The organism is Propionivibrio pelophilus DSM 12018, assembly GCF_059569095.1.
In genome coordinates, this window is the sequence record NZ_JCANUT010000002.1 from 55,718 (window position 1) to 70,674 (window position 14,957).

General features: G+C 60.0%; 14 protein-coding genes. 7 read left to right on the forward strand and 7 right to left on the reverse strand.

The window, feature by feature from the left end:
- Positions 1–9: 9 nt before the first annotated feature.
- Positions 10–1,047 carry a CAF17-like 4Fe-4S cluster assembly/insertion protein YgfZ gene (ygfZ, locus tag BO74_RS01620; protein ID WP_496439536.1) on the reverse strand — a complete coding sequence of 346 codons (1,038 nt, stop codon included), beginning with the start codon at positions 1,045–1,047 and terminating at the stop codon, positions 10–12.
- 172 nt (positions 1,048–1,219) lie between these two features.
- Here ygfZ and mltG point away from each other — a divergent pair, with 172 nt between their 5' ends.
- The 6 genes from mltG to BO74_RS01650 are packed head-to-tail and all read left to right on the forward strand — an operon-like array spanning position 1,220 to position 5,737.
- Entirely contained in the window at positions 1,220–2,218 is a 999-nt protein-coding gene (gene mltG, locus BO74_RS01625) for an endolytic transglycosylase MltG (protein WP_496439538.1), read from the forward strand.
- Positions 2,219–2,241: 23 nt separating this feature from the next.
- Complete coding sequence (gene tmk, locus BO74_RS01630; protein WP_496439752.1) at positions 2,242–2,865, forward strand: dTMP kinase; 624 nt, start codon at positions 2,242–2,244, stop codon at positions 2,863–2,865.
- Entirely contained in the window at positions 2,862–3,911 is a 1,050-nt protein-coding gene (gene holB / locus BO74_RS01635) for a DNA polymerase III subunit delta' (protein WP_496439539.1), read from the forward strand. The genes tmk and holB overlap by 4 nt, the downstream gene beginning before the upstream one ends.
- A complete protein-coding gene (locus tag BO74_RS01640; protein WP_496439541.1) occupies positions 3,911–4,282 on the forward strand; it encodes a PilZ domain-containing protein in 372 nt (123 codons plus the stop codon). The genes holB and BO74_RS01640 overlap by 1 nt, the downstream gene beginning before the upstream one ends.
- A gap of 13 nt (positions 4,283–4,295) precedes the next feature.
- Complete coding sequence (locus BO74_RS01645) at positions 4,296–5,072, forward strand: TatD family hydrolase (protein ID WP_496439542.1); 777 nt, start codon at positions 4,296–4,298, stop codon at positions 5,070–5,072.
- Positions 5,073–5,074: 2 nt separating this feature from the next.
- Positions 5,075–5,737, forward strand: a complete 663-nt coding sequence (locus tag BO74_RS01650) for an ankyrin repeat domain-containing protein (protein ID WP_496439544.1) — start codon at positions 5,075–5,077, stop codon at positions 5,735–5,737.
- Between the two features lie 29 nt (positions 5,738–5,766).
- Here the strand turns inward: BO74_RS01650 and BO74_RS01655 are convergent, their stop codons facing one another.
- The 5 genes from BO74_RS01655 to BO74_RS01675 all read right to left on the reverse strand — a co-directional run bounded on the left by BO74_RS01655 (position 5,767) and on the right by BO74_RS01675 (position 11,000).
- On the reverse strand, positions 5,767–7,158 hold the full coding sequence (locus BO74_RS01655) for an exonuclease domain-containing protein (protein ID WP_496439545.1): 1,392 nt from the start codon (positions 7,156–7,158) through the stop codon (positions 5,767–5,769).
- A gap of 80 nt (positions 7,159–7,238) precedes the next feature.
- The gene (locus BO74_RS01660; RefSeq protein ID WP_496439547.1) at positions 7,239–8,249 is read right to left on the reverse strand and encodes a Bug family tripartite tricarboxylate transporter substrate binding protein; all 1,011 of its coding nucleotides are present in this window, start codon (positions 8,247–8,249) and stop codon (positions 7,239–7,241) included.
- A 133-nt stretch (positions 8,250–8,382) separates the two neighbouring features.
- The gene (locus tag BO74_RS01665) at positions 8,383–8,952 is read right to left on the reverse strand and encodes a hypothetical protein (protein ID WP_496439548.1); all 570 of its coding nucleotides are present in this window, start codon (positions 8,950–8,952) and stop codon (positions 8,383–8,385) included.
- 20 nt (positions 8,953–8,972) lie between these two features.
- Positions 8,973–10,484 carry a tripartite tricarboxylate transporter permease gene (locus BO74_RS01670; protein WP_496439549.1) on the reverse strand — a complete coding sequence of 504 codons (1,512 nt, stop codon included), beginning with the start codon at positions 10,482–10,484 and terminating at the stop codon, positions 8,973–8,975.
- Positions 10,485–10,511: 27 nt separating this feature from the next.
- On the reverse strand, positions 10,512–11,000 hold the full coding sequence (locus BO74_RS01675; protein WP_496439551.1) for a tripartite tricarboxylate transporter TctB family protein: 489 nt from the start codon (positions 10,998–11,000) through the stop codon (positions 10,512–10,514).
- A gap of 193 nt (positions 11,001–11,193) precedes the next feature.
- On the opposite strand from BO74_RS01675, the gene BO74_RS01680 reads away from it, so the two are divergent.
- Positions 11,194–11,499 carry a hypothetical protein gene (locus BO74_RS01680; protein WP_496439552.1) on the forward strand — a complete coding sequence of 102 codons (306 nt, stop codon included), beginning with the start codon at positions 11,194–11,196 and terminating at the stop codon, positions 11,497–11,499.
- Positions 11,500–11,522: 23 nt separating this feature from the next.
- On the opposite strand, the gene BO74_RS01685 is transcribed toward BO74_RS01680, so the two are convergent.
- Positions 11,523–14,408, reverse strand: coding sequence for an adenosylcobalamin-dependent ribonucleoside-diphosphate reductase (locus BO74_RS01685; RefSeq protein ID WP_496439554.1), 2,886 nt, complete (start codon positions 14,406–14,408; stop codon positions 11,523–11,525).
- Between the last annotated feature and the right edge of the window lie 549 nt (positions 14,409–14,957).

A 14,957-nucleotide genomic window follows, 5' to 3' on the forward strand; every position in this document is an offset into this window, starting at 1 on the left:
TCTGGTAAGTCAGTCAGCCGTTTCGACGAGTGCTACGTTGGCGAGCGTGCAGCGCCCGCCGTTCCGGTCGTCGGTAGTCAACTCGCCATTTTCGATGGTTCCTTCCAGAATGACTGCCAGGCCATCGTAACCGCCGTCAGGCGAGGGGGCGACGCCGGCGATGATTCCGCAAGGCTGTTGCTCCGTCGAACCGGCGACGGGGTAAACCGACCCACCGGCGGCAACGCCGCATTCGGCGTGAAAGCGGTAGAGATGCCGCTTGACCTTGCCGAGGTACTGGGTACGGGCGACGACTTCCTGCCCGGGATAGCAGCCTTTGTGAAAGCTGACGCCGCCAATCTTGTCGAAGTTGACCATCTGCGGCACGAAGGCTTCTTTCGTGGCTTCGGCAATGATGGGGATGCCTGCCTGGATATCGAGCCAGCACCATGCCGGTGCACCCGCCGGGACGGCATTTTTTGACAGCGACTCCCAAACAGTGGCGGCTGTTGCACTGTCGGCGATGATGATGAAGCGCCGCTCGTCAAGGCGAATCACCGTAGTTTCTGCGCTCGATGCAGTGCTCATCGGGCCCGCTGGCAGGGGCAATCCGGCGCGTTGCAAGGCGGCTTCGGCGTGCGGGCCGGAGAGGCCGAGACATTGGAAATCCGGCGAACGATCAAGGACATTGACCTTGGAACGCAGGACATACATTTGCAGACGCTTCAGGGTGAACGCCAGAAGATCCGCGGAAAGCAGGCCGAGAAAACCGTTGGCATTCCGGCTGAGGATGAAACTGACCAGCATCCGGCCTTTCGGCGAACACCATGCCGCATACTGGGCGACGTCTGCACCGAGGTGATTGACGTCGCTCGTCAGTTGGTTGTGCAGGAAGGTCCGGGCATCATTTCCCGTGCACTCGAAAGCGGCGAGATGCGTCAGCGGGCAGAGTACCGTCGCCTCGCGTGCGGCCGACAGTTCCCGGGCCGGGTCACCGAAATCAACGATCTGCCCGTTGTCGAAACGCGCGCCGTTTGCAGCGAGGTATTCCTGCCAGTCGGGAGTCATGTCTTTTCCTTTGTGCTTTGTGTTATGCCGTCGAGCCGGAGATGAAAGTTGCTCATGGACTGGCGATTACGACCCGGAAAAGGGGCTGTCGGTTCAGTCCTGTGCTCTTCGGCTATTATATCGCCTCGCTGAATTGCCCCTCCCTTGTTTCCCCATTGGTTTCCTCTCAACGATGCTTCGACTGCTCAGAACCCTGTTGCTTGGCGTAGTGCTGCTTTCGGTTTGCGCAGCCGGCGGGTTCTATTGGCTGGTTACCAAGCCGTTGGCGCTCGGTGGCGAGCGAATCGAGTTCAGCGTTACGCCGGGAAGCGGTATGCGCGCCGTGGCACGGGATATCACCGCTGCCGGGGTTCCGTTCGAACCTCTGGTGCTGGTCGCCTTGGGGCGGCTGTTGCGCGTGGATGCGTCGATCAAGGCAGGGAGCTACGAGATCGCCAAGGGCGAATCGCTGCTGGATCTGTTGAAGAAACTGACGCGCGGTGATGTGACGTTGTCCGAGATCGTTTTGCTGGAGGGATGGACCTTCCGCCAGATGCGCGAGCGTCTGGACGCGCATCCTGACATGCTGCATGACTCGACTGGCCTGACCGACATGGAGATCATGCGTCGGATCGGCGCGGACGGTGTAGCGCCGGAAGGATGGTTTTTCCCGGACACGTATCTGTTTGCAAAGAAATCCCGGGATATCGAAGTGCTGGCCCGGGCCTATCGCGCGATGCAGCGGCACATAACGCAGGAATGGGAGGGAAGGGCGCCAGGACTTCCTCTCGCCAATCCTTATCAAGCACTGATTCTTGCATCGATCGTGGAGAAGGAGACCGGTCGTGAGCAGGATCGCTCCACGGTGGCGGCAGTCTTCATCAACCGCCTGAAGCGCGGCATGCTGCTGCAAACGGATCCGAGCGTCATCTACGGCCTCGGCCAGGGCTTCGATGGCAACCTGCGCAAGCGGGATCTGCTCGCCGACACCCCTTACAACACCTATACCCGCGCCGGCCTTCCACCGACACCGATTGCCATGCCGGGATTGGCTTCCATCAAGGCCGTACTGCATCCTGCCGAAAGTTCGGCACTTTATTTCGTGGCGCGCGGCGACGGCAGCAGTCATTTTTCGAAAACGCTCGACGAACACAACAACGCCGTGAACCGCTTTCAGCGCAAATCGCGATAAGGAGAGATTACTTGCCTCAAAACATGACGAGCTCGCGCGGAAAATTCATCACCTTCGAGGGCATAGACGGCGCCGGGAAGAGCACGCATATTGCTACGGTCGTTGAACTGTTGCGGCAAAAAGGGTTTGAGGTTGTGGCGACGCGTGAACCGGGTGGCACCTCTCTTGGAGAAAAATTGCGCGAACTGTTGCTGCACGAACCGATGCATCTTGAAACCGAGGCGCTGTTGATGTTCGCTGCACGGCGCGAACACCTCGCGCAGGTGATCGAGCCGGCACTGGCGCGCGGGGCGTGGGTCGTATGTGACCGCTTCAGCGATGCGACCTACGCGTATCAGGGTGGCGGCAGGGGCCTGGACAAGACCAAGTTTCTAGCGCTCGAGCAATGGGTGCATGGCCATTTGCAACCCGAACTCACGTTCTTGTTCGATCTTCCTCCCGATGTCGCGAGCGAACGTCTTGCCAAGGATGGGCGCGATCTCGACAAGTTTGAAAAGGAACTCGTCGATTTCCATGTGCGCGTCCGCCAGGCGTATCTGGAGCGGGCGGCGTCGGCGCCTTCGCGGATCGTCGTAATCAATGCCGGACAGCCGATAGAATCAATCAAGAAAGAAGTTGAATATTACGTCGTAGATCGCTGTTTATGAACATAATTTATCTTCATGAAAGCGTCTGGAAGCAACTCGGGGCGCGGCGGGCTCATTTGCCGCACGCGCTTTTGCTCACCGGGTCACGTGGAATTGGCAAGTCTGCCCTGGCCCGCACCTTCGCGGAATCACTGCTTTGCGAGAACCCGTCTCCCACCCTGGCTGCGTGCGGTTCCTGCCTGGCCTGTGGCTGGCTGAAGCAGGGTAATCACCCGGATTTCCGGCTGGTTCAGCCCGAAGCAATGGATGACGGCGAGGAGACGGCTTCCAGTACAGGGGCGACTGCGAAGAAAAAGCCGAGTCAGCAGATCACCATTGATCAGATTCGCGGACTCGACGAATTCCTGCACGTCGGCACCCATCGTCACGGGGTCCGTGTCGTCCTTATCTGCCCGGCGGAGGCGATGAATCGCTCGACAGCGAACTCACTTCTCAAGTCGCTTGAAGAACCGTCGCCAAGTACTTTGTTTTTACTTGTTTCCGATGATGAACAACGTCTGTTGCCGACCATCCGCAGCCGTTGTCAGCACGTCCCTGTTACGGTGCCGGAGCACGCGCGTGCCATGGAATGGGTTGCGGATGCCGGAGTCGACGATCCGGAGCGGTGGCTGGCCCTGGCCGGCGGGGCGCCGCTGTTGGCGGTCGAACTCGGTGGCGGGGAGGAGCGCGTCCTGGTCGATGCGCTCGTTGCCGAACTGGCAAAAGGTCGCAACCTCGATCCCATGAGTACCGCTGCAGCCATCGACAAGGTGATCAAGGCGGAAAAGCGGCCCGTGCCGTTGAGGCGGGCGGTCGAATGGCTCCAGAAGTGGCTCGCCGATTTGCTTGTCATCAAGGCCGGGGGCGTACCGCGCTATTTCACGGCACAAGCATCCGCCTTGCGCGAATCAAGCCGCTTTGCCACGCTGCCCGGCTTGTTGGCATTCAGTCGTAAAGCGCTACAATACCGCCAGCATTGCGAGCAACCCGTGAATAGCCGACTGTTTTTCGAGGATTTTTTTCTGAATTACGCGGCGTTGTTCCGTCCTGACCGAGACAGCAATTAATGGCCGAAGCCCCAGAATCCAGACCCGTTGCGCCACGCCCGAGCGTCCTGTCGCTGAACATCAACTCGAAATCGGCGCTTTACGCCGCCTATATGCCGTTTTTGCGCAACGGCGGCATCTTCATTCCGACGACCCGCTGCTATAACGTCGGCGACGAGGTCTTCATGCTGCTTGCCTTGATGGATGATCCGACGAAGCTGCCCATCGCGGGAACCGTTGTCTGGATGACTCCGCCGGGGGCACAGAACAGCAAGGCGCAGGGGATCGGTGTGCACTTCAAGAACGACGAGAGCGGTATCGAGGCCAAGCGCAAGATCGAAGGTCTTCTGGGCGGCGTGATGCAGTCGAGTCGGCCGACTCATACCATGTAGCCAGATACGATCAATGCTTGTTGACTCTCACTGCCACGTTGATTTGCCCGAACTGGCGGGAAATCTGAACCAGATCCTCGATTCGATGCAGCAGGCCGATGTCGGCTGCGCGGTCTGCATCGGTGTGACGCTGGAGGACTTCCCGCGGATTCTTTCGATGGCCGAAGCCTGTCCGCAGGTTTTCGCCACCGTGGGCGTGCATCCCGAAAATACGGGGGTGCAAGAGCCTTCGGTTGACGACCTGGTGAAGCTTGCCGAGCATCCGAGGGTGATCGGCATCGGCGAGACCGGTCTCGACTACTACTGGCACAAGGATGCGCCCGAGTGGCAGCGCGAGCGGTTCCGGACGCATATCCGCGCGGCGCGTGCCGCCGGCAAACCGCTGGTCGTCCATAATCGCGAAGCGACCGCGGATACGCTGCGCGTGCTGACCGAGGAAAAAGCGGACGATGCAGGTGGCGTTCTGCACTGCTTCACAGAAACCTGGGACGTCGCGCAAGCGGCCCTGGGTCTCGGTTTCTATATCTCGATATCGGGCATCGTGACGTTCAAGAATGCGCAGCTGGTCAAAGATGTCGCGCGCCGTGTTCCGCTCGACCGACTGCTCGTCGAGACCGACGCGCCTTACCTGGCGCCTGTTCCCTACCGCGGAAAAGTCAATCAGCCTGCCTATGTCAGAAAGGTCGCTGAAGAGATCGCCACGTTGCGCGAGGTCTCCTACGAGACGATCGCCAAGGCGACGACGGACAATTTCTTTCGCCTGTTCCAGGCGGCTCAACCACTGAAGTGACCATGAAAAAGCGAATTTTTACCGGCCTGTTTGCCATCCTGCTTCCGTTCGCCGTTGCTGCCGGGGCACTCAACGATCTGGAAGAAGCGATGATTCGCCATGATCCGGATGCGGCCATCAATCTGATCAAACGGGGAATCGACGTAAACACCGTGGACAAGCAGGGTGACACGCTGCTGATCCAGGCCGTCAAGCGGGATATGCCTCAACTGTTCGATTTCCTTTTGCAGCATCGGGCGCGGCTCAATACGCGAAACAGCAACGGGGAAACAGCGTTGAGCATCGCGGCGTATCACGGGCTTGAGCAATTCGTCCGGCGGTTGGTGGAGGCCGGGGCGGAGATCAATTTCTTTGGCTGGCCGCCGCTGTCCTATGCCGCGTACAACGGGCACACGAAGATTGTGGACTATTTGATCAGCCGCGGCGCGGAAGTGGACGGAAGAACAGAGAACGGTTCGACAGCCCTGTTTTTCGCCGCGCGTTTCGGCCATGCCGATACCGTCAAGGCGCTGCTCAAACAGGGCGCAGATCCGACGATCATCAACGAGCACGACGAAACAGCTGTCGACTGGGCATTGAAGGGCGGGAATACCGATATCGAGGCTGTTCTTCGTCAGGCCGGTGGGCGTTCGGGCAAGTCGGTGACGATCGAGTTGTCGAAGTAGGTATTGGCGATAGGGGGCGATAGGGGCGCTTAAGTCCCTTCCAGAAGAAGCTGGGTCCGGAGTTTTCCCTCAAGCAGCGCCTTGCGTACGATCCGGTAGACATCCGGATCGAACAGTGTGCTCGAGCCCTCACGGTTTTCGAGAATTGCCCGAAGGGTCATCTCATCTTGAGCCGTGCCGAGGTGGCACCAGGCGTCGATGATGTGATGATCTTCGCGCATCCCGAATTCGTCGCGCTCGATCAGCGATATCGGGCCGGAATAGGGCCAGGGATGCACGCGGTGTTTCGCCAATGCAGCCATCAGGCGGCCACTGTGCAGGGAGAGCGGTTCCTTGCCGATGCAGGCACCTCGACAGGCCTTCTGCTTGTAGGCAACGCAGGCTTCGCCCTGCTTGCCGTTGCCGAGCCCCAATTGCGTGTGGCACAGGCGATGCGCCTCGGCAAGTTTGCGTAGCGCGTGCACGGCTTCTCGACGTGAGTGGTAAAGACCGAAAAGGCTGTCTGCATGGGCAAAATCAAGGTCACGTGCAAAAACCAGTTCGGGGTGGAATCCTTGCTCGCCATGATCGATCAGCCGCCAGGAGCAGAGCTCGGTTTGATCCCGCCGTTCGGAGGTCAACGCAAGTTCCTTCAGCCTAGCCCCGAATTCTCCGGCGGCTTCGCGCCATTCGATACGCCAGGTGTCGCGCACGAGCGCCGTATCGCGCTTGGCCGGAGCGAAGTGCACAAAGACCTGCTGGCGGATGTTCGCGGCACGTTTGGCGAGCAGCAGTTCGCCATCCTTGCCAAACAGGGCGTAGGCGCCGGGCGCCTCGGGGAGGTCGTCGAGCAGCGCCGGATCGAGCTGTGGCGGGAGCTCGGGACGGCCTGTGATCAGTTCGACGGCGTTCCGGATCGTTTCCGCGGGCAACAACGCGTGCCAGTGCTGCCAGAGGTCCCAGAGCACGCGGGCGTCGGCGAGGGCGCGATGGCGGTCGCCGGTGGCAATGCCGTAACGCTCGACCAGCGTGTCCAGGCTGTGCCGGTGATGTCCCGGGAAGAGTTTGCGCGAGAGTTTGACCGTGCACAGGCTCGTCGCGCGAAACGCGATGCCGAGGCGCCGGAATTCGTGTTTGAGGAAGCCGTAGTCGAAACGGGCATTGTGGGCGATGAAGAGTCGACCGCGCAGCTTCTCCAGCAACTCGGGTGCCAACTGCTCGAAGGTTGGCGCGCCTTCGACCATCGCCGTGTCGATGCCGGTCAGCCCCGTGATGAACGGGGAGACAGGCCGTCCCGGATCGACGAGGGTGCTCCACTCACGCACGCCTTCCTGATCGACCTGAATCAGGCCGACTTCGATGATCCGGTCGTTGGCAAAGTTGGCTCCCGTGGTTTCCAGATCGACAAAAACCAGCGGTTCGTGGATGGGGACGTCAGGCATGCATTCGGTTGCTTTATAAAGAACGACGGGCGGTTTTCACCGCCCGTCGTCCGGATTGGGAATTGCGTAATTCTACGCGATTACATCTTGGGCTTCGGGATGCCGAATTTCTCCGGCGATTCCTTGCCAGCGCCGGCATCGTAGATCAGCCAGGACATCTGGGCACGCCAGTTGTTCATGAAGTCGCGTGCTTCCTTGCCGGTCAGGCCGATGACATCGAGGCCGTTGTTGATCGCGTAATTGACGAACTTGGTGTCGTTGAGCGCGAACTTGTAGGCTTCGGTCAGCTTGTTGATGATCGGCTGCGGCGTTCCCTTCTTCACGAACACGCCGTAGAAGAAGCCGGAAGCTTTCATCGACTCGGTGAACGCCGGGTTCAGCTTGGTGATGTACGGAACTTCCGGAATGGCCGGGTTCGGCTTGCTGCTCATCACGGCCAGCGCACGCACGTCGCCATTCTTGACGTACTGGACGGCCGCACCGACGGCCAGACCGCTGACGTCAAGCTGCTTGCCGAGCAGGGCGGTGACCAGCGGGCCGTCGCCCTGGAAGGCGACCGGGTTGAAGGAGACGCCTTCGACCTTCTTCAGCAGCATCGAGGTAACCCACGGTTGTCCGCCGACACCACTGGTACCGATCGACAGCTTGCCCGGCTCGGCCTTGGCGGCCTTGATCAGGTCCTCGTAGCTCTTGATCGGCGAGTCCTTCGGCACGACGATGACGGTCGAGCCCTGAACCGAGAGAATGACCGGGTCGAAGTCGTCGTAGCTCAACTTGGAAAGACCGAGAACCTGGTACAGCTGCGGATTTTCCGCGTGGTACATCACCGTGTAGCCATCCGCTGGCGCCGTGGCGACCGCTTGCGCGCAGATGGCGCCGGTTGCGCCGGTGCGGTTGGCCAGAATCACCGATTGCTTGAGAATCTTTTCGGCGATCGGTGTAAGCAGGCGGGTTACCGTGTCGGTGCCGCCGCCTGCGCCCCAGGCGATATAGCCGTTGATCGGGCGGTCAGGATAGTCCGCCGCGCCGGCGACGCCGGCTGCCATGAGTCCCGCTGCAATTACCAGTTTTGACCACTTGATGATTTTCATGCGTCTCTCCTTTGTTGAAAAAACCAATCAACGAAAATTTCAATGATTGGGTGCCGCCATCATCAATCACCGACGATCCGATCGTCTTGGTGTGAAGAATTGCTGTATTGGGGCAATGCGTCTTTTGTCCTTTTTATCGTACTTTGCCGAGCATCAGCGCATGCAGGTACCGGGCCGCTTCCGCGCGTGAGTGCTTCTGTTCGATCGCCCTGGCAATCAGGATATCCGGTCCGAGCTTGCTGGCGTCGATATCCTGGTCGATTCCTCCCAGAACGATATCCTGCCGCGCTTCGGCGACGCCGTTCAGGAACACCTCTGGAACCTCTCTGACCAGTTCTTTGTAGTACGTTTTCCGGTTGTCATCCAGCAGCAAGGCTGAAATCTCGGAGCTTCCTTCGCCAAAAAGGTGCTTGGCGAGTCCGGTGCAGGGGACGCGGATGTCGTACTCGCGGTTCTCCTTCCTGGCAGCCTCGTATTCGGCTTCCGCCAGGTCACCGAAGGCGATCATCGCGCGGCTGTGGATACGACGCCACGGCTGGGTGGAATAGAGCCGGAAACGCATGCTCATGTTCAGCGCGACAAGCAGAAAGGGTACGTACAATGCCCAGACCGCCGGTCCGCTGAGGAGGTTGATCCCGATGCCGCAGGCGACCACGGTCAGGATCGACGTCCAGCCAAAGCCGAAAAACCAGGAGATTCGCATCCCTTCGCGCCCTTTCCGGATCAGGCTTCTTTTTTGCTGAAGAGGCCCCGGATTGCCCCCATGACCTTGGGACTCGAGATGATGGCAGTCAGCAACATGATGATCAGGATGACCAGCGATACGGTGTTGGTCACCATTCCTTCGAAGAAGGCAGTGGCACTGCCACGCGTCAGCTGGATGCCACGCCGGAAGTTCTCGTCGATGATCGGTGTCAGGATCACACCGAGGACCAGCGGGGCAACCGGGTAGTCGTAGCGCTTCATGAAATAGCCGAGGATGCCGAAGCCGATCATCCAGTAGATGTCGGTAATGCTGTTCTGGATCGAATAGCCGCCGACGAAGGTCAGCACGACGATGATCGGGATGATGTAAGGCTTGGGAATCTCGACGATCTTGCTGAATGCGCGGATGCCGGTCATACCCCAGACGTAGAGGAAGACGTTGGCGACCAGCAGGGATCCGACAACGAACCAGAAGAACTCGGGTTGTTCGCGCATCAGCATGGGGCCAGGGCGCAGGCCGTGGATGATCAGCGCGCCGATCAGCACGGCGGTTACCGAGTCCCCCGGGATGCCGAGCGTCATCATCGGAACGAAGGCTCCGCCGATCGCGGCGTTGGCGGCTGCTTCCGGGGCAATCAATCCCTGATAGGCGCCGTGGCCGAACGGCTGCGGGTACGGGTTCTTGACCGTCCGCTTGGCGTGGTCGTAGGCCATCAGCGCGGCGATGTCGCCACCGGTGCCGGGGAGTGCGCCAACTACGACGCCGATCGTCGAGGCCCGCAGCGTGAGGAACATGTTGTCCCATACCGCCGACCATTCCGGGGTGATGCGCGAGATGCTCTGTTTGACCGGAACAGCCTTGGTCTGCAGTTGCATCAGCGCTTCCGAGATGCCGAAGGTGCCGATCATGATCACGACGAAATGGATGCCGCCGAGCAGATTCAACGTATCGAACGTCATGCGGCCTTGACCGGTCTCGGGGTCCATGCCGATCAATCCGACGACGATGCCGATGAATGCGGCGACCAACGCCTTGAGCATGTTGCCCTCGGCGAGGCTGCCGACCAGGAACAGGCCCATGAAGGCGAGCAGGAAGTAATCGCGGGCCTGGAATACCAGGGCCAGCTGCGAAATGAGCGGGGCGAACAGGGCCAGGACGAGAATGCCGAAGAAATTGCCGATCACCGCCTGCGTGGTCGAGAGACCCATGGCCTGGCCGGCCAGGCCCATCTTCGCCAGGGGAAACCCGTCAAAGGTGGATGCGACTGCGGCCGGCGCCCCGGGAATGTTGAGCAGGATGCCGGAGCGGGCGCCCCCATAGACACCGCCGGTGTAGATGCCGACCATGACGGCCAGCGCCGGCAGTACTTCCCATGAAAACGTGAACGAAATCAGCAGCGATACTGCCATCGTCACCGACAGACCAGGAATCGCCCCCACGTAGAGTCCGACGAGCGTTCCGCCGGCGATCCAGCCGATCAGGCCAAGACTCATGAATGGCTGAATGATGCCTTCCAAACCGTTATACATGATGTTCCTTCCTTTTATAGGGTCAGGTCAGGGCAGAACGACCCGGAACAGGGTCGAGAAGATCAGATAGAGTGCAGCGAGCGTTCCGGCGGAAACGCCCACCTTGAGCCAGAACTTCTTGGGATCGAGCAGGTACATGGTCGTTACCAGGAAGAGAAATGTCGCCGGCACGAAGTGAATTGCCTCGACGATGAATCCGTAGATGGTCAGCGTCACCATCAGGATGACCACGTCGCGGTCGAAAAGGTGGTGTGCCAGATCCTTGAGGCCTCCTTCCTTGTAGCCTTGCCGGAAGAACTGGATCGCCAGGCCGATGAGCATCAGGATGGTCAATCCGCCGACGAGTTGCGGGATGCTCCCCGGACCCGCGCTGTGGCCCTGGAAAATACCCTCGCTGCGCAGGGAATCGACAAAAAGCGCAACGCAGATGACGAGCAGCACGAGGATCATCTTGTACTCGCCCTTGGGCCGGGAATGGTCGGATACGACGGTTCCGTCTTTGGCGTGTTCTGACATGGAAACAACCCTTTTCCTGTTTGTCGACGTTCCGGAAAAATTTCCCGATGACGTCGTTATGGTTCAAAAAACGTCGGGCTACGCCACGACCTCGCTGCAAACGCAGTAAAGGAAATCAAAGCGATGTTACTTCGATTCCGGTGAGGGACTCCTGTTCGGAGGTTGGCGGCGTGTTTCTGAGATAGGCGAGGATTTGATCGTTCGCAAGACATTTTTTGCCTTGCTCCGCCTCCAGGAGGCAGTTAGGCGTGGAAACGTCCACGCCGTCATCAACCCGCTTCATCCGTACCATTTCCCCTACCTTTATTGTATCCGGCTGATAGGCATTGCTGCCTTCATCCGTGAATTTGTGTGTGGCGACAAGTTCGCATGCGTGGAGTATCGAGTCAATATGTCGATTCCGATAGAGGTCATCGCCCCACAAAATGAAGGATCCGGCCCCATCGGCGGAGTCGATAAAGCAAAGCCCGCCGTGTTTCCATCGGCGGGCTTTGAGTGAGCGCAGAGAGCGGCGACGGCTGCTTAACCGCAGCTACCCACCGCACCGCAGGCCGTGCAGAAGTCGCAGCCGTCCTTGCGGATCATCGTGAAGTTGCCGCACTCGCTGCACAGCTTCCCGGCTGTGGGCTTGGGCGCGGTGCTGTTGGTCGGCGTCTCCAGAATGCCCATCTGCTGCAGCGGGAAGCCGTTTTCATCGAGAATGCCGAGCATCGCGTAGCGGTGGATGATCAGGTTGGCGATATAGGCGACCGTCGAGGGGTAAGTCTGCTGTTTCCGCGTACCGGGTACGAAAGCCATGAAATCGCCGAGCGGTTCCGGGTAATCGAGGAGTTTCCGGAGCTTCATGCCGATCCACGCCGGATCAAGCACGCGCATGTCGAGCGAGAGCAGCTTGGTCAGGCCGTCGAGCGCACGCGGGTAGTTGCCGGAGAGCCAGACCGAATAGGGACGGGTGACGCCGTCGGGCAGGGTGATTTCCTTGAGGCCCAGAACAAAGTCTTCGTTGGTTGCCGGGTTGAAGATATCGACCGTCCAGGACAGCGTGCCATCGGTGCCGGTTTTCGGTTCCTTCAGGCTGAACAGGGCATCGAGGACCGGCGTCGGGCCTTCGTTGGCGAAGGCGCCGAGCTGTTCGACACGGTATTCGATCAGGCGCGCCATGGCGGAGACGACCGACGGCATGCGCTTGTGCTCGCCGTGGGGGGGGAAGGGCATGTCGAAGCCCTCGCCGTCGGGTGTCTTGGCCAGCGATTCGAGCTTGAGCTTGAGCCAGCCGAAGTCGTTGGCGCGCATGTCCATCGACAGCGTCTTGGCGACGGCGCCCAGGCCGCGCGGCTGTGCCGGGCCGTTAACCCAGGCTTCGAACGGCCAGGAACGGCCTTCCTGCTCGACGTGGCCGACAAACAGGGCAAACTTGCCTTGGCCGTGGTCGATCATGTAGGTCCAGGCCATGTTGCCTTCCGGCAGGTTCGGGCGGCCCGGCCAGCGGAGGCTGGACAGCACCGGCGCCGGCAGGTTCTTGATCGACAGGCGGCGGTTGGCGTCACCGCTGACAAAGTCCTGTGGCTGCTTCTTTTCTTCCGTCTGCTTCGCCGTTTCAACGGACAGCACGGAGCCCAGAACGCTGTTCGGGCGGTAGGTGGCGAGGCCTTTGAGCCCGGCCTTCCAGGCGCTCATGTAGAGTCCCTGGAAGTCGTCGTACGGGTAGTCGGCCGGGACGTTGACCGTCTTGGAGATCGAGGTATCGATGTACGGGGCGACCGCGGCGACCATGTTCTTGTGCGCTTCCGCGGAAATCTCCAGGGCGGTGACGAAGTAGTCCGGCAGGTTTTCGGTGTCGCCGCCGAGGTGCTTGTACAGCCGCCAGGCGTAGTCTTCGACGGCGTATTCCTTGATCGTGCCGTCGGCCATGCGCTTCTTTCGGTTGTAGGTCCACGAGAAGGGCGGTTCAATGCCGTTGCTGGCATTGTCGGCGAAGGCCAGCGAAATCGTTCCGGTCGGGGCGATCGACAGCAGATGCGAGTTGCGCAAGCCGTGCTTGCGGATCTCCGCCTTGATCTCGGAGGGCAGGCGGGACGCGAAGTTGCCGCCGGAGAGGTAAAGCTCGGCATTGAACAGCGGGAACGCGCCACGCTCCTTGGCCAGTTCGACCGACGAGAGGTAGGCCGTGTCGCGCATGTATTCGGAGATGCGGGCGGCCATCGCGGAGGCTTCCGGACGGTCGTAGCGCAGGCCGAGCATGCACAGTGTGTCGCCGAGACCGGTAAAGCCGAGGCCGACGCGCCGCTTGTTGCGGGCTTCTTCCCGCTGGCGTTCCAGCGGCCAGGCGGTCACGTCGAGGACGTTGTCGAGCATCCGGGTGGATACCTTGATGACCTGGCCGAACGCTTCGAAATCGAACTCGGCCTGGTTGCTGAAGGAATGCCGGACGAACAACGTGAGGTTGATCGAGCCGAGGCAGCAGCAGCCGTAAGGCGGCAGGGGCTGTTCGGCGCAGGGGTTGGTGGCCTCGATGAGCTCGCAATAATAAAGGTTGTTGTCCTTGTTCATGCGGTCGAGGAAGAGGATCCCGGGTTCCGCATGGTCGTAGGTCGACTTCATGACCTGATCCCACAGGTCGCGTGCGCGGACCTTGCGATAGACCCACAGACCGTCATCGCGCTGGAAGGCGCCGCTCGCCTTCATGTCGGAGTTCGGTTCGGCGCGATGCACCAGTTCGACATCGGTGTCGCCTTCGACGGCGCTCATGAACTCGTCGGTGACGGCGATCGAAACGTTGAAGTTGGTCAGGTCGCCATGATCCTTGGCGTGGATGAACAGCTCGATGTCCGGATGATCGCAACGCAGCACGCCCATCTGCGCGCCGCGCCGTGCGCCGGCGGATTCGACGGTTTCACAGGAACGGTCGAACACGCGCATGTACGACACCGGACCGGAGGCGCGTGACTGCGTGCCTTTGACCTGGGCGCCTTGGGGGCGGATGGAGGAAAAATCGTAGCCAACACCGCCGCCACGGCGCATCGTTTCAGCCGCTTCGGCCAAGGCGCTGTAAATGCCGGGCCGGCCATCGACGACCTCGACGATCGAGTCGCCGACCGGTTGCACGAAGCAGTTGATCAATGTTGCCGCCAGCGGCGTGCCGGCCGCGGAATTGATCCGGCCGGCAGGGACGAACCCGTTCTCCTGCGCCCAGAGGAAACGCTCTTCCCATTTCGCACGGACCTTCTCTTCCTCGTTCGCCGCCAGGGCCTTGGCAACCCGGCGACGTACGTCGTGTACGCTGGTTTCCGCGCCTTTGGCGTACTTCTCGATCAGGACTTCGACCGAAATTTCCTGTTCGCTCAAGGGGGCGAATTCGGGAACTTCGGCGATTTCGGTCAGGGACAATTGCTGTGCGTTCTCGCTCATGGTTTGCCTTTCTTTTGTTGCGTGTCCGGTTGGTGCATATCGTGGAGCAATCCCCCATGAATGCTGGTTCTTGGGGCCGAATCTCGGTCGATGTAGTTGTTTGTCATCGAGAATTGACCTGCAAAACAGGGTGCAAAGCTACTACATCTAGTCATAAAAGACAATAAAAACGCTAAATCTAGTTGTTTTCTCGGCCGTAGAACTCCGCAACCCCCTGAAATATTTGATATTGCGCAATGCAAAATAGTGTTTCATAATATGAATCACTGAATTGTCGGCCGATAGAAAGAGTGTGTTGCCTCCGTCCTCGGCCGTCGCGGGAAAGGCGATTGACCGGCAGCGTTACCGAATCATTTTCGTGGCTCTTCAGATCAGCGCGATTATCGCAATCGCTTGCGCGATAGGCGCGCAGAAGCGGTGTCGCTTGATCGCTCTCCTTTTGCATCGCGATCTAACATAGACAGGTCAGTAGGTGTCGTTGGGTGTCGTTGTCGGTTGTAGCAGTGGAAGGTGGTGTGGCTGCCGTGCGGAGAGGCGGGTTCCGGGCGG